The sequence below is a fragment of the Flavobacterium faecale genome, assembly GCF_048320115.1.
GTDB classification, from domain to species: Bacteria; Bacteroidota; Bacteroidia; order Flavobacteriales; family Flavobacteriaceae; genus Flavobacterium; species Flavobacterium faecale_A.
On sequence record NZ_CP182943.1, the window covers coordinates 3,278,123 to 3,298,160 of the forward strand.

General features: G+C 33.4%; 19 protein-coding genes and 1 pseudogene. 6 read left to right on the forward strand and 14 right to left on the reverse strand.

The window, feature by feature from the left end; all coding sequences use genetic code 11:
- The first annotated feature begins 77 nt into the window (after window positions 1-77).
- On the forward strand, window positions 78-647 hold the full coding sequence (locus ACNH59_RS13580) for a pentapeptide repeat-containing protein (RefSeq protein ID WP_418263064.1): 570 nt from the start codon (window positions 78-80) through the stop codon (window positions 645-647).
- A 1-nt stretch (window position 648) separates the two neighbouring features.
- Here ACNH59_RS13580 and ACNH59_RS13585 read toward each other — a convergent pair whose 3' ends face one another.
- The 3 genes and pseudogenes from ACNH59_RS13585 to ACNH59_RS13595 form a co-directional block, all read right to left on the reverse strand.
- The gene (locus tag ACNH59_RS13585) at window positions 649-1,143 is read right to left on the reverse strand and encodes an N-acetyltransferase family protein (RefSeq protein WP_418263065.1); all 495 of its coding nucleotides are present in this window, start codon (window positions 1,141-1,143) and stop codon (window positions 649-651) included.
- Between the two features lie 2 nt (window positions 1,144-1,145).
- Window positions 1,146-2,187, reverse strand: a pseudogene (locus tag ACNH59_RS13590) (GMP reductase).
- Between the two features lie 112 nt (window positions 2,188-2,299).
- Window positions 2,300-3,151, reverse strand: coding sequence for an NAD(P)H-hydrate dehydratase (locus ACNH59_RS13595; RefSeq protein ID WP_418263066.1), 852 nt, complete (start codon window positions 3,149-3,151; stop codon window positions 2,300-2,302).
- 205 nt (window positions 3,152-3,356) lie between these two features.
- On the opposite strand from ACNH59_RS13595, the gene gcvT reads away from it, so the two are divergent.
- Both gcvT and ACNH59_RS13605 read left to right on the forward strand, forming a co-directional pair.
- Window positions 3,357-4,439, forward strand: a complete 1,083-nt coding sequence (gene gcvT / locus ACNH59_RS13600; protein ID WP_418263067.1) for a glycine cleavage system aminomethyltransferase GcvT — start codon at window positions 3,357-3,359, stop codon at window positions 4,437-4,439.
- A 294-nt stretch (window positions 4,440-4,733) separates the two neighbouring features.
- Window positions 4,734-5,447, forward strand: coding sequence for a YebC/PmpR family DNA-binding transcriptional regulator (locus tag ACNH59_RS13605; RefSeq protein ID WP_418263068.1), 714 nt, complete (start codon window positions 4,734-4,736; stop codon window positions 5,445-5,447).
- A gap of 261 nt (window positions 5,448-5,708) precedes the next feature.
- Here the strand turns inward: ACNH59_RS13605 and ACNH59_RS13610 are convergent, their stop codons facing one another.
- From ACNH59_RS13610 to aroC, 3 genes are all read right to left on the reverse strand, one after another.
- Entirely contained in the window at window positions 5,709-7,904 is a 2,196-nt protein-coding gene (locus ACNH59_RS13610; RefSeq protein ID WP_418263069.1) for a response regulator, read from the reverse strand.
- Window positions 7,905-7,993: 89 nt separating this feature from the next.
- On the reverse strand, window positions 7,994-9,265 hold the full coding sequence (locus ACNH59_RS13615; RefSeq protein WP_418264901.1) for a dicarboxylate/amino acid:cation symporter: 1,272 nt from the start codon (window positions 9,263-9,265) through the stop codon (window positions 7,994-7,996).
- A gap of 138 nt (window positions 9,266-9,403) precedes the next feature.
- A complete protein-coding gene (aroC, locus tag ACNH59_RS13620; RefSeq protein ID WP_418263070.1) occupies window positions 9,404-10,465 on the reverse strand; it encodes a chorismate synthase in 1,062 nt (353 codons plus the stop codon).
- 284 nt (window positions 10,466-10,749) lie between these two features.
- On the opposite strand from aroC, the gene ACNH59_RS13625 reads away from it, so the two are divergent.
- Together ACNH59_RS13625 and ACNH59_RS13630 are read left to right on the forward strand one after the other, a co-directional pair.
- A complete protein-coding gene (locus ACNH59_RS13625; protein ID WP_418263071.1) occupies window positions 10,750-11,574 on the forward strand; it encodes a UDP-2,3-diacylglucosamine diphosphatase in 825 nt (274 codons plus the stop codon).
- A gap of 170 nt (window positions 11,575-11,744) precedes the next feature.
- Window positions 11,745-12,227 carry a hypothetical protein gene (locus ACNH59_RS13630; RefSeq protein ID WP_418263072.1) on the forward strand — a complete coding sequence of 161 codons (483 nt, stop codon included), beginning with the start codon at window positions 11,745-11,747 and terminating at the stop codon, window positions 12,225-12,227.
- Between the two features lie 50 nt (window positions 12,228-12,277).
- Here ACNH59_RS13630 and ACNH59_RS13635 read toward each other — a convergent pair whose 3' ends face one another.
- From ACNH59_RS13635 to ACNH59_RS13645, 3 genes are all read right to left on the reverse strand, one after another.
- The gene (locus tag ACNH59_RS13635; protein WP_418263073.1) at window positions 12,278-12,706 is read right to left on the reverse strand and encodes a protease complex subunit PrcB family protein; all 429 of its coding nucleotides are present in this window, start codon (window positions 12,704-12,706) and stop codon (window positions 12,278-12,280) included.
- A 10-nt stretch (window positions 12,707-12,716) separates the two neighbouring features.
- The gene (bshA, locus tag ACNH59_RS13640) at window positions 12,717-13,880 is read right to left on the reverse strand and encodes an N-acetyl-alpha-D-glucosaminyl L-malate synthase BshA (protein WP_418263074.1); all 1,164 of its coding nucleotides are present in this window, start codon (window positions 13,878-13,880) and stop codon (window positions 12,717-12,719) included.
- 118 nt (window positions 13,881-13,998) lie between these two features.
- Window positions 13,999-14,313, reverse strand: coding sequence for a winged helix-turn-helix transcriptional regulator (locus tag ACNH59_RS13645; protein WP_418263075.1), 315 nt, complete (start codon window positions 14,311-14,313; stop codon window positions 13,999-14,001).
- A gap of 121 nt (window positions 14,314-14,434) precedes the next feature.
- On the opposite strand from ACNH59_RS13645, the gene ACNH59_RS13650 reads away from it, so the two are divergent.
- Window positions 14,435-14,947: a VOC family protein gene (locus ACNH59_RS13650; protein WP_418263076.1), complete on the forward strand. Its 513-nt coding sequence runs from the start codon at window positions 14,435-14,437 to the stop codon at window positions 14,945-14,947.
- Between the two features lie 142 nt (window positions 14,948-15,089).
- On the opposite strand, the gene ACNH59_RS13655 is transcribed toward ACNH59_RS13650, so the two are convergent.
- The 5 genes from ACNH59_RS13655 to ACNH59_RS13675 are packed head-to-tail and all read right to left on the reverse strand — an operon-like array spanning window position 15,090 to window position 19,912.
- Window positions 15,090-15,572 carry an ABC transporter ATPase gene (locus tag ACNH59_RS13655; RefSeq protein WP_418263077.1) on the reverse strand — a complete coding sequence of 161 codons (483 nt, stop codon included), beginning with the start codon at window positions 15,570-15,572 and terminating at the stop codon, window positions 15,090-15,092.
- A gap of 40 nt (window positions 15,573-15,612) precedes the next feature.
- Window positions 15,613-16,404: a (Fe-S)-binding protein gene (locus tag ACNH59_RS13660; RefSeq protein WP_418263078.1), complete on the reverse strand. Its 792-nt coding sequence runs from the start codon at window positions 16,402-16,404 to the stop codon at window positions 15,613-15,615.
- 23 nt (window positions 16,405-16,427) lie between these two features.
- Window positions 16,428-17,735, reverse strand: a complete 1,308-nt coding sequence (locus tag ACNH59_RS13665; protein WP_418263079.1) for a 4Fe-4S dicluster domain-containing protein — start codon at window positions 17,733-17,735, stop codon at window positions 16,428-16,430.
- Between the two features lie 7 nt (window positions 17,736-17,742).
- The gene (locus ACNH59_RS13670; protein ID WP_418263080.1) at window positions 17,743-18,705 is read right to left on the reverse strand and encodes an MlaD family protein; all 963 of its coding nucleotides are present in this window, start codon (window positions 18,703-18,705) and stop codon (window positions 17,743-17,745) included.
- Between the two features lie 49 nt (window positions 18,706-18,754).
- Window positions 18,755-19,912: an N-acetylmuramoyl-L-alanine amidase family protein gene (locus tag ACNH59_RS13675; protein ID WP_418263081.1), complete on the reverse strand. Its 1,158-nt coding sequence runs from the start codon at window positions 19,910-19,912 to the stop codon at window positions 18,755-18,757.
- Window positions 19,913-20,038 lie beyond the last annotated feature (126 nt).

Below are 20,038 nucleotides of genomic sequence, written 5' to 3' on the forward strand. Positions count from 1 at the left end.
TAACCAAACAAATCTATATCTGTAAAAAAAACAAAAACTCTCGTGATTTTATTATTTTTACATAAAAAAATCAATGCATGACTCAATACATCCTCGATATCCAATTCAACGATCAAATATACACCGAGGTAGCACTCCATTTTAAAGAATTTGAAGCCTGTAATTTTACGAATTGTGATTTCTCAGCTTGTAGTTTTAAAGCAGTTACTTTTATAGATTGCTCTTTTAACAACTGTAATTTTAACGGCACCAAAATCAATCATGTAGCGTTAAGAACAGTTCATTTCAATGGATGCCAAATCAAAGATGTGAATTTTGCCATGGTGGACAAACTCATTTTTGAGATTCATTTTAACAACTGCGTCTTGGATTTCTCCAAATTCTACGCACTCAAAATGAAGCGAACAAGTTTTACCAATTGTAGTTTAATAGCAGTAGATTTTATGCAAACCGACTTAAATGCTGTTTTCTTTAATAACTGTGATTTATATCGAGCTGAATTTGATTATGCAAATGCCAACAAAGCAGATTTTAAAAGCAGTAAAAACTACACAATCAACCCAAAGAAAACAAAATTAAAGAAAGCTATTTTTGCATTAGAAGAACTCAAAGGTCTATTGTATACACATGATATTATCGTGGAGTAAATTAAAGTTTTTTCTCCATCACATAATCTTCCATCCAATATCCCCGACCAATATCGATATTCTCTTCTTTAAGGATTTCAAAACCTATTTTCATGTAAAAATCCAATGCTTTATTAAATCGGTTAACATTCAAAAAAATGGAATCAGAATGGTTTTCTTTTGCTTTCTCAGCCACATAATCCACTAATAGCTTACCAATACCTTTGCCTTGAAAATTGAGCAAAAGATACAGTTTGTGAATTTTGGTAATAGGGCTATTTGGATAATGATGCTCGAAAGAGACAAATCCTATAGGTACGTCATGTTCTTTGGCAACAGCAAAATAATGACCATGTTTTAAGTCCATATTCATTTTATCAACCGAGTAAAACAAATCCAACATATAATCCATTTGTTCTTTAGACAAAATAGCACCATAGGTTTTGGGCCAAGTAGTCCTTGCTATTTCTTGTATGGCAGAAAAATCAGCTACAGTAGCAGGAATAATTTCAATCATTATTAATCCGTGAAAATTTTATTTTCTTGTTCGTTTACGCGGATAAAAGTGGTTCTTTTAGTCAATTCTTTTAACCTAGAAGCTTCCAACATAAGTACAGGTACTTCGCAATCCTCCCATAATATCCAAAACAGTGTGAATAACATTACCTTTATAAGGTATTTTTACTGTTTTTCCTTCACTGGCTCGGTATTCAGCAACACCGCCTACATGTTTGTTCATAGCCGTTGTTGAACTCATTCCGTAAAATTGTTTATAAGCTTTGCCTCCAATTTCAATTAAATCTCCCCCACTTTCCTCATGACCTGCAAGCATCCCACCAAGCATGACAAAATCGGCACCTGCTCCAAATGCTTTGGCTACGTCTCCAGGCGTCGAGCAACCACCATCACTGATGATATGTCCACCAAGTCCATGCGCCGCATCAGCGCATTCAATTATGGCCGAAAGTTGTGGATAGCCCACGCCCGTTTTGATTCTAGTGGTACATACCGAACCTGGACCGATACCTACTTTAATGATATCCGCACCCGCAAGAAGTAATTCTTCGACCATTTCTCCTGTTACCACATTTCCTGCAATAATTACTTTGTCAGGATATTGTTGGCGTGTCTGTTTTAAAAAATTCACAAAATGTTCTGAATAGCCATTGGCCACATCAATACAAATAAATTTCAGTAATGGATGTGCGCTAATTATTTCGGCTACCTTTTGTGCATCTTTTTTTCCTGTTCCTGTACTAATTGCAATATAATCATACCAATTTGTTGGAATAGCATTTAAAAAGACACTCCATTGTTCTAATGAATAATGTTTGTGAATAGCCGTAAAAATCTTCTCTTTGGCCAAAACTGCAGCCATTTCGAAGGTACCTACCGTATCCATATTGGCCGCAATTATAGGAACTCCTGTCCAAGTAGCCGTACTGTGTAAAAAATTAAAATTTCGTTCCAAACTGACCTGAGCTCTACTTTTAAGTGTGGAACGTTTGGGACGAATCATAACATCTTTAAATCCTAGTTTAAGGTCTGTTTCTATTCTCATAGTATTGGCTTTTGATTACTCTCAAATTTACCTATTTTGAAAACTAAAAAGAACCTATTAAAGTAAAACTAATTTGGTATTTATCAACAACGGTTGTTAGAAAACTAAAAAGTTATTCTTTTTCCAAACTCAAAAAAGCTTTACCAAGAAAATCTATGATATCAGATGCAATAAAAGATTGTGTCCCCATCTCGGGCAGAGCAAGATCTGCTGTCAAACCATGAAGATACACCCCAATAAGAGCCGCGTCTAAAGGCTCATAAGATTGTGCCAATAAACTAGTGATTATCCCAGTCAATACATCACCACTTCCAGCGGTAGCCAATGCAGCATTTCCCGTAGTATTTTGATACACATAAGAACCATTAATGATGAGTGTAGGTGCACCTTTCATAACCACAATCAGATTGTATTTGATAGAAAAAGTAATCGTTTTAGCTAATTTTTCTTCATCAGATTGCCAATCTCCTATTAATCTTTTAAGTTCTTTGAGATGTGGGGTTACAATCGTTTTAGGCGTTAAATATTTTAATCCTTCAGGATTTCTAGCCAGAATATTCAAGCCATCGGCATCAATGACCATTGGATAATGATTTTTTCGTAAAAATTTTAAAACTGCTTTCTGAGTCTGAGTTGACACTCCTAAGCCTGGACCCAAGCCCACAGCATCAGGATGTAATCCTAAATTTATATTAGAGATGCGTTTGTCTACGTCATCGGTATAAACCATCACTTCTGGATTAGCTAATTGAAGTATGTGGTAACCACATTTAGGAATAAAGGCGGTAACCAAACCACAACCTGATTTAATACACGATTTAGTTGATAAAACAGCTGCTCCTATCTTCCCATAACTTCCCCCTATAATTAATGCATGCCCTTGTATCCCTTTGTGCGTATCAAATGGAACAGCTTTGAAACGATTTAAAATTCCCTCTTTATCGATATGCTTAATCTCTCTCATATTTTGTAAATATTTACTTAAAATTACAAATTTATAAGAAACCATTAAATTTTTTTTGATCAAATTTAATTTGCTGTCTAAATTTACATTCTTATAAAAAGTTTCAGAAACTAGCAAAATTTCCCTAAAAGACGCATTAATTTCACTTTGGTTAGTCCATAAAAAAGCAATAAATTAGCCACTTCAAAATTCATAGAAAAACAAAATGAAAAATACTGCGCTAACGCACATACACGAAGCTTTGGGAGCTAAAATGTTGCCTTTTGCTGGCTACAATATGCCTATTTCATACGAAGGAATTAATGCAGAACATGAAACGGTTCGTACGGCCGTAGGTGTGTTTGACGTTTCGCACATGGGAGAGTTTTTGCTTTCAGGACCTAATGCCTTGAGTTTAATCCAAAAAGTAACCTCTAATGACGCTGCATCTTTAACTGACGGAAGAGCACAATATTCTTGTTTACCAAACACAACTGGTGGAATTGTTGATGATTTATTGGTTTACAAAATTAAAGACGAACAGTATTTATTAGTCGTTAATGCCTCTAATATTGACAAGGATTGGGATTGGATTTCGAGCCAAAATGATTTGGGTGTCGAAATGAAAAACCTTTCTGATGATTATTCTTTATTGGCCATTCAAGGACCAAAAGCCGTAGAAGCGATGCAGTCATTATCCACTATAGATTTGACTTCTATCGATTACTACCACTTTGTTGTAGGCGATTTTGCAGGAATTGAGCATGTAATCATTTCGGCAACGGGTTATACTGGTGCTGGAGGTTTTGAGATTTATTGCAAAAATTCGGAGGTAGAACAAATTTGGAACAAAGTATTTGAAGCAGGAGCTGATTTTGGCATCAAACCTATCGGACTTGCTGCTCGTGATACCTTACGACTAGAAATGGGATTCTGTTTGTACGGGAACGATATCAATGACACGACTTCACCTATCGAAGCGGGATTGGGATGGATTACCAAATTCAACAAAGAATTTACCAATTCTGAGAACTTAAAAGCACAAAAAGAAGCAGGTGTCAGTCGTAAATTAGTCGGTTTTGAAATGCAAGAACGCGCCATTCCAAGGCATGATTACGAAATTGTAGATGCTAACGGAAACGAAATTGGGATTGTCACTTCTGGAACCATGTCACCTTCTTTAAACAAGGGAATCGGATTGGGTTATGTAACCACAGAAAACAGTGCTGTAGGTAGTGAAATCTTTATTCGCATTCGCAAAAAAGACGCATTGGCTAAAGTGGTAAAATTGCCTTTTTACAAAAAATAGAGTTTTTTTTATAGAATTTCTAAGTTGCTGAGATAATAAGCTTTTAGGTTTTCAAATTTTAAACGCAAAGTTCATAAAGGATTTCTCAAAGTTCGCAAAGCTTTGCTTACTTTGCGTTTTATAAACAAAATAAACATAGCGAACCTTGCGGTTAAAAGATGCTATAAAAAAATATTTAGAATATATAAATCCAAATCCAGATATTGAGTGTACTAACCTAGAAACTTAGCCACTTAGAATCTTTGAAACTTACATAATAATTGTATTTTTGCATTCGTTAAATAAAAAATAGAAATGGGAAGAGCATTCGAATTTAGAAAAGGAAGAAAAATGAAACGCTGGTCAGCAATGGCTAAGGCGTTTACCCGTATAGGAAAAGATATCGTTATGGCGGTTAAGGAAGGTGGACCAAACCCGGAAGCCAACTCCAGACTACGTGCCGTGATACAAAATGCCAAGGCGGCGAATATGCCAAAAGATAACGTAGAACGCGCTATCAAAAAAGCAACTGATAAAGACACCGCCAACTATAAAGAGGTTCTTTTTGAAGGTTATGCACCACACGGAATTGCACTTTTGATTGAAACTGCTACCGACAATAACAACAGAACAGTGGCTAACGTAAGAAGTTATTTCAACAAATGCAACGGAACATTAGGAACACAAGGGTCTGTAGAGTTTATGTTTGACCATACTTGCAACTTCCGTATTCCTGCTGAAGGACTTGACCCAGAAGAGCTAGAATTAGAACTAATCGATTTTGGTGCCGAAGAAGTTTTTGAAGACGAAGACGGAATCTTAATCTATGCGCCTTTCAACAGCTTTGGAACCATCCAAAAAGAATTAGAAAACCGCAACATCGAAATCTTATCATCAGGATTTGAAAGAATTCCTCAAATCACCAAAAAACTAACCGAAGCTGAAATGGCCGACGTAGAAAAATTGATTGAAAAAATGGAAGAAGACGATGATGTCATGAACGTGTACCACACTATGGAAGAAGCTTAATCCCTTCTCTCCTACTTAGAATACAAAAACTCTAGCGAATGCTGGAGTTTTTTTTTGATGCTTCTTCAGGTTCCGAAGCTTGGGGACTAACTGGGCTAGGATTTTGGGAATTTTAAACGATTATTTATTACTTTCTAATTATGTTTAGCTGTAAACTTTAATGACTATCCTAGCATGGTAATTTATTATATTATTAAAAACCAGCTTAGCGAATCTCTGTGTAATAAAACTGCATTAAAAACCCATTACAATCACATTCTTTTAGCCTTTATAAATCAGTTGATTTATCACTTTAAACAATACAGTAGTTTCAAAAGGTTTTACGATAATATCATTCATACCAACAGATAAAGCTTCTTCAGTAATTTCATCTTTATTGAATGCTGTTAATGCGATGATTGGCGTTTTAACTCCCATGTCTCTAATAATTTTTGATGCTTCAAAACCATTCATTTCAGGCATATTAATATCCATCAAAATTGCATCAAAATTTTTATTTTTCACAAGTTCAATAGCTTCTTTACCTGACCCCACTACTTCACATTTATAGTTTCGTTTTTCAATAGTTTTTTGAGTTACCAATCGATTAATACTATTATCATCAACTACGAGAATTTTGAAAACCTGACTTTCCGACAAATCAACTTCAATATTATTAATAATAGCAGTAGTTTTTTGAGGATCAAAATCAAATCCAATTGTAAAAGTAAAAGTGGTCCCTTCCCCTAATTTACTTTCTATTGCTACAGTACTATCAAACAACTCTAATAATTTCTTGACAATAGGCAACCCTAGACCTGTTCCTTGATAATCAATATCCCTTCTTCCTACTTGTGTAAAGGTGTCAAAAACTTTTTCTTGGTCTTCTTTGGCAATTCCAATGCCGTTATCTTTGATTTTAAACTCAATAAAATGTTTAACTCCTTCAATCTTTACTAATTTGGCACTTATCACTACTTTACCATCATGTGTAAACTTCAATGCATTACTAATCAAATTAATTAAAATCTGCGAAAACCTCAATTTATCTCCTATCAATAATTCTGGAATATTAGGATCTAATTCAACATCAATCGCATTATTATGATTCTTCGCTATAAAGGAAAGTGATGTAATAATCATCTCTATTTCGTCCTCAATATTAAAGGTTAGTTCTTCTAAGACTATACGGTTTTCTTCTATTTTATTTATTTGTAAAACATCATTAATCAAAGACAATAAATACCTAGCAGAAAACTTCAAGGAGTTGAGATGCGGACTATTTTCTAATTCTTTGTGTTCTTCTAAAAGCATATTGGTTATTCCGACTACACCATACAAAGGTGTTCTCAATTCATGAGTAATCGTTGAAATAAATTGTGATTTTAAGTGCGAAGCCTCGTCTGCCTTTTGTTTAGCTACAATCAATTCAGCATTGGTCAAGGTCAATTCTTTATTGGATTTTTTCTTAAATAGATAGTTTTTATACAAAGTGTACATTTGTAATAATAACACCACAATCACAACTATAAACATAACCACAATGATTTTCGACTTCCTCAAGCTATGATTTTGTAAAATATTCACTGCTGTAATAGAATCAACCTTTCTCTTATAATCGTCCAATTCAACATTAACCCCTACTCTTTTAGCCCTTTTGATATTCTCCGAGTTTTGGATATCTGTAGACAGCTGATTGTATTTGACCAAATATTCATAAGCCTTTTTATAAGCACCAATCTTAAATAAATAATTAGAGTATTCTTGATACGAATAAGATAAATCTGTCTTATTATTTTCTTGAATACCTAGTTCTATTGCTTGTAAAAAATAGCTTTCTGCCATAGCATGTTTATTTCTATTCCCATAATACATCCCATTAAGCATATTCAAAACTACTACTTTTGAATTATCTACATATTGAGACTTATTTTGGTTTACAAAATCTAAGTATTCTATCCCTTCATTAAATAATTTAATATCAAAATAAGCCCAAGCAATTTTCAGTTTGGTTGTGACAATCTTAGTCGTATCCTTGTTTTCCTCATTAAAACGAAGAGATTCTTTGAGATATTCAATCCCTTCTTCATAGTTTTTTTTCTCAAAACAATATAAAGACCCTAAGTTATCGTAAATCCAATTTTTGATTGTATCATTTTTAGCTTTATAAGCAAAAGATAATCCTTTCTTATAATATAGAATTGCTTTATCATACTCAGACAACTGTTCGTAATTAGCTCCAATGGTATTATACGATTTCGCTATAAGATAATTATCTCCTTTTTCATAGGCATAACGCAATACTATTCTAGAAGCAGCGAATGATTTTTCAAAATTAGACTCATGAAGCAGATCAGAAGCTTCTTTAGCTAACTTCAAAATTTCTTTTCTAGGAAGTGAAGACTTTATGGTATCTAAAGTATTGCCATAGACAGAACAAGAAAATAAAATGAAAATTAATATTCTTTGTACTAGCATATAAGAGATCTAAGAGTTAAATGTAAATTTAAAGCGAACAAAAACCTTAAATTGTAATACATCAATGATTATAAATAACGAATTATATATTATTTGGAGTCTAATTTGCCCACAGATTTTGCTACTATTGTTGCTACAGTGGCATCACTTGTAACATTTACCACTGTTCTACACATATCCAAAGGTCTATCGATAGCAAAAATCAATGCCAATCCAGCTTCAGGAATTCCTGCTTGCCCTAATACGATTACTAACATTACCATTCCAGCACTAGGCACAGCAGCCGAACCAATCGAAGCCAAAGTTGCTGTTACAACAATCATTAATTGTGTATGCCAATCTAAAGGAAAAGGCAGCATGGCTTGTGCTATAAATATTGCCGCAACCGCCTGATATAAACTAGTTCCATCCATATTTACCGTTGCTCCTAAAGGCAATACAAAACTCGAAACTTCTTCGTCAACACCTAATTTATCAGTTACACATTCCATCGTTACTGGTAAAGTTGCTGCACTGGAACTTGTAGAAAATGCCAATAATTGTGCTGGAGCAATGGCTTTGAAAAATCGTTGCGGTTTAACTCCTGCAAATAACAGTAATAAACTAGGATACAACACAAAAGTCATAATCAGTAAACCTATAAACACTGTTAATCCATAGACCCCTAACGCAGCTAGAGTACTAAAATCTGGAATTTCAACCATTAAAGCAGCCATTAATGCAAATACTCCGTAAGGAGAAAACAACATAATAATGTCTATTATCTTCATAATGACATCATTTAATCCTTTAAAAAAATCTATTACAGGTTTCGCCTTTTGTTCCTCAATAAGAATAAGTCCTATGCCAATTAGGATTACAAAAAAAATCACTTGCAACATACTACCATTGTCTGATAGAGCGTTGAAAAAATTATCTGGAACAATATCTACTAAAGGTTGTAGTGGGCCACTTGTTTTTGCTTTATCTGCTAATTCAATTTTTTGTGAAGCCTCACCAGAAAAATTCTCCAATAAACTTTTTCTTGAAACTTCATTAATATAACTTCCTGGTTTAACTAGATTTGCCAAAACCAAACCCAAACTTACAGCAAAAACAGTAGTACATAGATAAAAAATAACGGTTCTACCTCCTAATTTAGAGAACTTAGAAATATCTTTTAAATCAGCCAATCCTACAATCAAAGAAACCACAATCAGAGGAACAGCAATCATTTTGAGCATGTTGATAAATATCGTCCCAAATGGCTTTATCCAATCAACCACAATTCCTTTTTGTTCCAAGTTTTTCATTAGTAATCCAAAAAGTAAGCCTATTATCATGCCTAGTAGGATCTTCCAATGTAATTCGAGCTTTTTTATCATTCTAAACAATATTTACAATCTGGCTACAAAGTACAAAAAAAGGTGCGCTTAATTTAAAATTAATGCCACACCTTTTTATAATTATTAAAATATCAAAAAAACAGTATCTGTATTTTTAATAAAATGATTTTAACCTTATTTATATGTTTTATTTATTAATGAGAAATCAGCTAAAACGATTGCTGCCATTGCTTCAACAATTGGCACAGCTCGTGGCACTACACAAGGGTCATGACGACCTTTTCCAGTCATTTCAGTAATATTACCTTTATTATCTAATGACTCTTGTTTTTTCATAATAGTTGCAACAGGTTTAAATGACACTCTAAAATAAATATCCATACCATTACTTATTCCACCTTGAATTCCACCTGACAAATTCGTTTTTGTTGTTCCATCAGCATTGTATAAATCATTGTGTTCACTACCTTTCATTTTAGAACCACAAAAACCGCTTCCAAATTCAAAGCCTTTAACTGCATTAATAGACAGCATCGCTTTTCCTAATTCTGCATGTAATTTGTCAAAAACAGGCTCACCTAATCCGATAGGCACATTCTGAATCACACAAGTTACTGTTCCTCCTACCGTATCTCCTTCCTTACGAATTTCGCGAATGTACTCTTCCATTTCAGCCGCTAAAGCTTCATCTGGACAACGTACTGGATTGCTTTCAATTTTAGAAAAATCCAAATCTTGATAGGGTTTTTCTAAATAAATAGGACCTACTGACGAAACATAAGCATTAATCTTTATATCAGATAACATTTGCTTCGCTATAGCTCCAGCTACTACTCGACTAGCAGTTTCACGTGCAGAGCTTCTTCCACCACCACGGTAGTCTCTAGCGCCATATTTTTGATCATAAACATAATCAGCATGACTTGGTCTATAATTATCTTTGATATGTGAATAATCGTCTGATTTTTGATTCGTATTAGGGATAATAAAACCTATTGGCGTACCAGTAGTCCTTCCCTCAAAAATACCCGACAAAAACTGAACATCATCTGGTTCTTTTCGTTGCGTTACAATTGCTGATTGTCCTGGCTTCCTTCTGGACATTTCCAGTTGAATCGCGTCAAAATCTAATGTAATACCTGATGGACATCCATCTATTATTCCGCCTAAAGCTTCTCCGTGTGATTCTCCAAAAGTTGTTAATCTAAATAGTGTGCCGTAGCTATTTCCTGCCATTATTATAAATTTTGAACAAAAATACTATTTTATACCGATTAAGTATTCAATAAACATTAAAAAATATGGACTATTTTACACTTGAATAGCGGTAAACTAACTTAGATAAGCTGATTATCACAACCTCATTTAATTGATTTACATATAGATATTGTTGTATTTTTGAATGTACTAATATTTAAAAAATGATTTTATGTTAATATTTGACTCTGTTTCTTAACTTAAACTTTAGTTTTAATTTTCTTCAATACACTTAATTTGCCAAAATTCAAATAAAGATTACATTGAAAAAAAGAAAAGTAGAGCTGGTTGTGATTTCAGACACACATCTGGGAACTTATGGAAGTCATGCTAAAGAATTGTACAAATACTTATCTTCAATAAAGCCCAACACCTTAGTACTCAATGGTGACATCATCGATATTTGGCAATTTAGAAAATCCTATTTCCCAAAATCGCATTTAAAAGTAATACAACAAGTCATCACACTTGCTTCCAAAGGCACCAAAGTTTACTATATTACGGGTAATCATGATGAAATGCTTAGAAAGTTTACAGACTTAAATATGGGCAATTTTTCATTAGTTGATAAATTAGTACTCGAACTTGACGATAAAAAAGCCTGGATATTTCATGGTGACGTTTTTGATGCCTCGGTTCATCATGCTAAGTGGATAGCAAAATTAGGAGGATTAGGATATGACTATTTAATCCTTTTTAATAGGTTAGCCAATTGGTTTTTGAATAAAATGGGAAAGGAGCCTTATTCTTTTTCAAAAAAAATCAAAGCGAGTGTCAAAAAAGCAGTAAAACATATCTCTGACTTTGAAGAAACAGCTACAGAGTTAGCCATTGAAAACAAATACGATTATGTTATTTGCGGTCACATCCACGAACCTAAAATACTTAAAAAATCAAATAAAAATGGGGACACTTTGTATTTAAATTCAGGAGATTGGGTTGAAAATCTAACCTCATTAGAATACAATAAAAAGAAGTGGAAAATGAGACGTTATGATGAATCCTATTTTATTGATTTTAAAAACCCTACAGATGAAGAAGAGGTCTTAAATCATAAATTGATTGCTTCCATTTTATTTTCTAAGTAACTTTTTATATGTAATTTAGTTAGGTTTGTAAAATATTCAATAACAAGTAAATAAATATCTGACCATAAATTCTTTATAAAATATTGAATAGTTTTTATAAAAATATAATAATTATAGACTAAATTTACCGTTATAATTTCAATATAACATTGTTAAAACTCAATTAAATTATGAAAAAACTTATTTTATCGGCTTTTATGTTAATGGGATTAGCATTCAGCACACAAGCTCAGAGCATTTCTAAAAATGCTTTGGGATTACGTTTTGGGGACAATGATGGATTTGGTGGAGAAATCTCATACCAAAGAGGTTTGTCAAGCAACAACCGCCTAGAATTGGATTTAGGATGGAGAAACAGCAACAACATAGATGCTTTTAAATTAACAGGGATCTATCAATGGGTTTGGAATATTGATGGGGGATTAAACTGGTACGCTGGTGTCGGTGGAGGAGTTGGAAGCTGGAGTATTAACAACAAAAATTTTGATGATAGTGGTTCATTTGCTTTTGCTGCTGGAGATATTGGAATCGAATACAATTTTGACATTCCATTGTTAATCTCATTAGACTTCAGACCTGAATTTGGTGGAGCAGGTTACTACAAAAACAATTACGGATCTGATATTGCTTTATCTTTGAGATATCAATTTTAATGAAACAATACAAAGTAAAAATGCCGCTATTCCTACATAGCGGCATTTTTTTATTTGAAGCGGATTGGTTTTTTAGAATTAATTTTTAACACACAATAAGGATAAGTTATCCCTTGAGTCAGCATATCAGTAGGCTTAGGAATGAACTCTTTTACTTGAACTACAATAGAGTCATTTTTTTGTACTACATTTTCAACTCCTATTGAATAACCTCCGGTAGCTTGCTCACCCATATTCAAAATCACAAAATTAGATTTCCGAACATCTTCTGATGATATTTTTTTTCTCAAAAAAACATCATTTTGTAGCATCTTGATTTCCCTAGGCTCGGTCAATATTTCATAAAACCGTATGTTGGCTCCTCCTGTAGATTGTTGCGTTAGCACTTCATATAAGGGAGGTGCTTCAAAAGTTTTTATTGCCTTTGAACCACAAGATACTACCATTAATATCAAAAAAAGGAAAGCTATTTTTTTCATTTAAATATTATTAATGAGAGCCCGATGGTAGTTTTCTTTTTTTGGCATACTTTTTTAAAGCTTCCTCATACAAATTCACATATAATGGCAAAATATTTTTTATATCAAATCTCTTAGCTACTTCTAATGCGTTTTTCTTGAACTCACAAAGAACCACATCATCACTCAAAATTTTAAGTGCATTTTCGGCCATTTCATCAATTTCACCTACATCACTCAAGTATCCAGAAACTCCTTCAAAGTTTACCTCAGGCAATCCTCCAGAGTTACTTGAAATTACAGGGACTCCCCAAGCCATTGCTTCTAAAGCCGCAAGACCAAAACTTTCAGTAGATGAGGGTAACAAAAATAAATCCGAATAACTTAAAATTTTATCAATCTCATGACTGTTCCCAAAAAAGATAACTTTATCTAAAATTCCAAGTTCTTGACATAATAGTTCTGCTTTTTCTTTTTCAGGTCCATCCCCTACCATCATTAACTTTGCCGGAATCTTTTGCTGAACTTTATGAAAAATTCGAATAATATCTGGAATGCGTTTTACTTTCCTAAAATTACTGATATGAGTAATTATCTTTTCTCCTTTTTTAGCCATTACAGAACGGCGACAAGGAATATGAGGGTCCAAAATATTTTTATCCAGTTCAATAAAATTAGGAATCACATGAATGTCCCGTTTAATATTCAACAACCGATAGGTATCTTCTTTTAGACTTTGGGATACCGAAGTAACTACATCAGATTTGTTAATACTAAAACTCACAGCGGGTTTATAAAACGGATGATTTCCCACCAAAGTAATATCAGTCCCGTGTAAGGTAGTCACCATCGGAATATGAATTCCCTCGTCTTTTAACATTTGTCTAGCCATATAACCTGCATATGCATGCGGAATGGCATAGTGAACGTGTAAAATTTCGATATTATACAATTTGACCATATCTACAAGCTTACTCGAAAGGGCCAATTCATAAGGTTGATAATGAAATAAGGGATATTCAGGAACATTTACTTCATGATAATGTACATTAGGATTCAACAAAGCCAGACGTACTGGCTGACTATAAGTGATAAAATGTACTTCATGTCCCATTCTACCTAATTCTAACCCTAACTCTGTAGCGACAACTCCACTACCTCCAAAGGTTGGGTAACAAACAATTGCAATTCTCATCTATTGATTTTAATATAGACCGCAAATTACTTAAAATTGCTACAATAAAGCGTAAAATTAAGTTAAAACTAAGGTCTTTGAAATAGAAGCAAAAACATTAAAAAAGCATTTGTAAAATCTATTCGCTTTTCAATGCTTCAATTCCCCATTGATCGAGGCTACGTAATATTGGCTCTAGCGATTTCCCTTTTGCTGTTAATTCATATTCTACTTTAGGTGGTACTACAGGAAATACATTTCTAACCACCAGACCATCGTTCTCCAATTCACGAACTGTTTGGGTAAACATTTTATTAGAAATACCTATAATTTTCTTTTGTAAGATTCCTGAGCGTAATCCTCCATCCAACAGATGGAATAACACCAATGGTTTCCATTTGGTTCCAATCAAATTCATGGTATAATTTAGTGGGCAATAATTAAATTCACTCATTGTAATATACTTAAACTACTATAAATCATCATTTCACTCCTTTAGGTAACTATAGCACTTTTAGGTAAGTTATTGCTATTAAGGCAAATATAGATTAATTTTACAATTCAAAACAAGACTTATGGAAACAAATAAAAATTATCCGAAATCATTTTCACACATTGGAATTACCGTTCCAAATATCAAAGAAGCCGTCAAGTTCTATTCAGAAGTTATGGGCTGGTACGTTATCATGGAGCCTTCTAAAATAAAGAAAGAGAAAGAAACCGCAATTGGACTCATGTGTATAGACGTTTTTGGGGATAATTGGGAAGAATTTGAGATTGCTCATTTATCCACATCAGACGGCATTGGAATTGAATTATTCTCTTTTCCTCATGGCATTAAAGAAGCGCCAGAGTTCAACCCCTTTAATACCGGTCTTTTTCATTTTTGCATCCAAGACCCCAACATTGAAGCCATTGTAGAAAAAATTGTTGCCTATGGAGGAAAACAAAGAATGCCTATTCGAGAGTATTATCCAAATGACAAACCTTATAAAATGTGTTATGTCGAAGATCCATTTGGAATCGTCTTGGAAGTATACACACACAGCTATGAATTGACCTACTCTTCAGGAGCATACAATTCATAATACTTTTTATGAGAAAATATAAAGACATACAATAACATAAAGTTAATTGCCTTTGATATCATTGGCTTATATTAGAATCATCCACTAAAATTTAAAAACAAACAAGAGGCCTTTTGGCCTCTTATTTATAATTTTATTTCCACTAAAAGAAACGGCTGTGCCAACTGTCAATCGCCTCTACCTCCCAAGATTCGTTGAATTCTTGAACATTATTGATAAGGTTATTAAAGACTATAGTATTTTCAGTAACTGATTTATCTTTGACCATTTTCTTAAAATCAAGCAATGGCTTGTGTGCAATATGCTCACCTTGTTTGAAAGTTACATTCATTTTATCCAACAAATCGACATTGTATTTCTTCTCTAAATGCTGAATAAAAACTACAGAAGCATCAATAGAACAACCTGTAGCGGCTTGCACTTCTTGATTCACTGCAATAATGATAAATCGATTGTACTTCAATAAGTACGATGACTCTAAACTGGTTCCATGAGCCGACCATCCTTCTAAAAAAGCTTTCAATTCTGTTTCTATTTCAGCAATCTCCACATCTGAAAACTTTCTATTGGACTGGTAAATCCAAATTCTGGATTCTTCTGGTAAACTTTCAAAAGGTACGTACATTAATTTAGGATTTTAGAATTTGTTATTTAGGATTTGAAATTTACAAATCCTGAGCATTTGCAATTAATTCGGCTATGTCTAATACTTTGACATCCCCTTCTTTTTCTTTGTTTTTGATTCCGTCTGTCATCATGGTATTGCAAAAAGGACATCCTGTAGCAATGATTTCTGGAGTTGTTTCCAAAGCATCCTCCGTTCTAAGCACATTCACCTCTTTGTTTCCTGGTTCAGCGTCTTTAAACATTTGAGCACCACCAGCACCACAACACAAACCATTTGCACGGGAACGTTTCATTTCGACCAATTCAGAATCTAACTTTTGAATTAAATCTCTAGGAGCTTCATAAACTTTATTTGCTCTACCTAAAAAACAAGGGTCGTGAAAAGTAATTCGCTTTCCTTTGAATTGACCACCTTCGATGGTTAATCTTCCATTATCTAGCAAAGATTTTAAAAACTCTGTATGATGTACTACTTCATATTGACCACCCAATTCAGGATACTCATTCTTCAAAGTATTAAAACAGTGTGGACAAGCAGTTACGATCTTCTTCGCTTCATAAGCATTCAATACCTCAATGTTCATCATCGCCTGCATTTGGAACAAAAACTCATTTCCTGCTCTCTTAGCTGGGTCACCAGTACAACTTTCTTCTGTACCCAAAACGGCAAATGAAACATTTGCACGATTTAAAATACGCACAAAGGCTTTTGTTATTTTTTTAGCTCTATCATCAAAACTTCCTGAACAGCCTACCCAAAACAAAACCTCTGGTTGTTTGCCCTGAGCAAGCATTTCAGCCATTGTTGGCACTATTAAATTTTCTGACATTCTGTTTTGTTTAAACTTTTCAACTATATTTCATTTTTCCAATTCAAGCGATCTTGTTGATTGTACTGCCAAGGAGCCCCATTATTTTCTACATTAGTCATCATTGCATTTAATGACATTGGTGCAGCACTCTGTTCCATTACCAAATAACGACGCATGTCCATAATAATTGAAAGTGGACTAATACTCACTGGGCATTCCTCGACGCAAGCATTACAAGAAGTACAAGCCCAAAGTTCTTCGGGAGTAATATAGTCATTTAATAAGGATTTATTATCTGGAACAAAAACACCTTTATTGGCATCAATATTTCGACCTACTTCCTCCAAACGGTCTCGAGTGTCCATCATGATTTTACGAGGAGATAATTTTTTTCCTGTTTGATTAGCTGGACACGAAGAAGTACAACGACCACACTCCGTACAGGTATATGCATTCAACAATTGCACCCAATTCAAATCTTGAACATCACTAGCTCCAAACTTAGCAGGAACTTCACCTTCTGCTGGTGCAGGTGCTGCAAACGGATCTGCATTTGGATCCATCATTAATTTTACTTCTTTGGTAACGGATTCTAAATTATCCAATTGCCCTAACGGATTCAAATCAGCAAAATAGGTATTTGGAAAAGCTAATAAAATATGAAGGTGTTTTGAAAAATATAAATAGTTCAAGAAAACCAAGATTCCTGTGATATGTAACCACCAAGCTGTTCGTTCTATCAAATGCAATGATTCTGGGGAAACTCCAGAAAATATTGGTGCAATATATTGTGAAATTATATTTCCAGAATTACTCATTTGAAAGTGCACATCAGTAGCATTCATTATCAAAAACAAGGTCATTAATAACATTTCAAAATACAAAATATAATTACCATCGTTTTTAGGAAAACCTTCTAAATCTGGATTCACAAAACGCTTTAACTTAATTACATTTCTTCGTATCCAAAAAATGGTAACAGCTATCAAAACCAATAAAGCTAAAATCTCAAAAGAACCAATAAGGACTCCATATAAAGGACCAATATTAGAGAAAACTCTATGAGTCCCAACTAATCCATCAATGACAATTTCTAATAACTCGATATTGATTATTATAAAACCTATATAAACCACAATATGAAGGATTCCCGCGATGGGTCTTTTAACCATTTTAGATTGTCCCAAAGCAATCATTGCCATATTTTTCCAACGAATATTGGCATTATCGCTACGATCTACTGCTATACCTAGGTTGATGTTTCTCTTTATTTTTTTTACATTAGAAAAAAAATAACCAAAACCAATTACCAGTAATGCGGCAAAAATTATATTATCTAAATAGTTCATACTATTCTTATTTATTATTGGTAATTGTATCTTTTACAGGTGCTTTGTACGGTTTATTTTTTTTACCAAAAAGGGAAACATTGACATAACGAGTTGGGTTCAATCGAAGGTCCTGTAGTAGTAATTCTAGTTCTTTAGATGACTTAGTAAAATTAGCATACATAGCCTCATCTTTCAACATTTTACCCATAGTTCCTTTTCCTGACTCTAACCCAGCCATTATTCCGTTTACTTTAGTCAGAGTTGTATTCAAACTTTTGATCGTTTTTCCAATATTCGCTTTATGAATAGAATCAGAAATTTTAGAGAAGTTACCAGATACTTTATTAAAGTTTGTCACCATACCTTTAATTTGAACTTTGTTATCATCCAAAATGCTATTCACATTGGCAGAAGCTTTGTGAAATTGTTCCAAGGTCTTGCTTAATTCAGCCAAACTTTTCTTTAAATCGTCTTGCCCTTTTTTATCTAGAACGTTGTTAATACCAACAATTAATTGGTCTGCACTTGTTACCAACTTTTCAATCTTAGTTTGCAACGGTACTAATTGATCCCCTATTTTTTGTGTTAATCCCAAACGAACATTTCCACTCAGATGATCTCCATTTGCTGCTAGGTTTTTATCTTCAAAGTTAGGTTCAATAGCAATTTGTTTCCCTCCAATAAAACCAGGTTCGTAAATAATCGCTGTACTTGTTTTAGAAATTGGAAAATCGGTTTTAACTTGTAATTCTACTAATAACTTTCCAGTTGTTGGGCTTATAGTGATTTCGTTAATTTTACCTATCACCAGTCCGTTCAAGGTAATAGCTGCAGACGGCGCTAAGCCCTCCACATTCTCATATTCAACATAAAAGGTCTTGTAGTTTGTAAAGAGGTCTTTCCCTTTTAAGAAACTATATCCCCAAATAAATAATAAAATAGATGCAATTACTAAGATTGCGGTCTTGATCTCTCTTGTTAGTCTCAAAATGTATGAATTTTGTACAAATTTAATATAAAATATTCAGAACCTGTCTTTATTTAATTGCTTCTTGAACACTAACTTTTTTACCTCCTACAAAGGCTGTAATAAATGCATGCTCGTAACCCTTTGATTTGGCCTCTTCTAACAAGTTTTTAGCTTCATTGTAATCATTAGTTTGGCCATACATATAACGGTATAAATTATCCTCATAAGATACTGAAATATTATTCAAACCTTTAAAGTTTTTGGAAACTAATGGTATTTTTTTACCAATGGCAGCAATTTGAACTTTAAAAACAGTATCTGCGCTCACCGCAGTACCATTACTCGAATTCACGGCATTTACAATTTTAGTTACTGGATTAGCGGTATCTTTTGCAACAGCTTTGTTAACAGCTTTTGGTGCTGTTTTTACTGATTCGGTAACATCATAACCATTTCCAAAATATTCATTTTTATACCTAATAATAGCATTTGTAATGGCTCGAGCGATTTCTCTTTGTCCATTTTCCGAATCCAAATAAGCTCCTTCTGCTGGATTCGAAATAAAACCAGTTTCAATTAATATTCTAGGCATATAGGCTTTATGGAGTACCATAAATGGTGCTTGTTTTACTCCTCCTCCTCTAATTTTTTTACCTAATTTTTCAAACTCGTCTTCTACTTTACTCGCTAATATAATACTATGTTCTAGATACTCTTCTTGCATCAGAGTCATCCCAATCATTGTTTCAGGAGAATTAGGGTCAAATCCTTCATACTTTGTTTTATAATCTTTTTCTAAAGTAATAACAGAGTTCTCTTTTTTAGCTACTTCTAAATTTGAACTAATTTTATTCATCCCCATTACGTAAGTCTCAGTACCATCGGCAGCTGTGTTCTTATTTGCGTTACAGTGAATAGAAACAAAAATGCTGGCATTTTCTCGATTAGCTATATTAGCTCTTTCTACTAAATCAATAAAAACATCTGATTTTCTAGTATAATTGACATTAATTTTAGGATAGGCTTCAAGCATCTCACCTACTTTAAGTACAATAGCTAAAGCAATGTTTTTTTCTACTCTACCACTGTAAACGGCTCCAAAGTCATGACCTCCATGACCTGCATCTAAGGTCACTTTAAAAACATTAGACTGACTATAAGTTAATTGTGATACTATAATTACAAGAAATGTAAAAATTACTTTAATTTTATTCAAAGTATTCATAAATTATAAAGTTAATTTAATTAAAAAGCTATCGCTATAATTTGTTCAATTGATTATTTTTGGCAAAAAATAATATGTAAGTTTGTCACCTCAAATAACAAGCCATAATTTTTTACAAAAATAGTA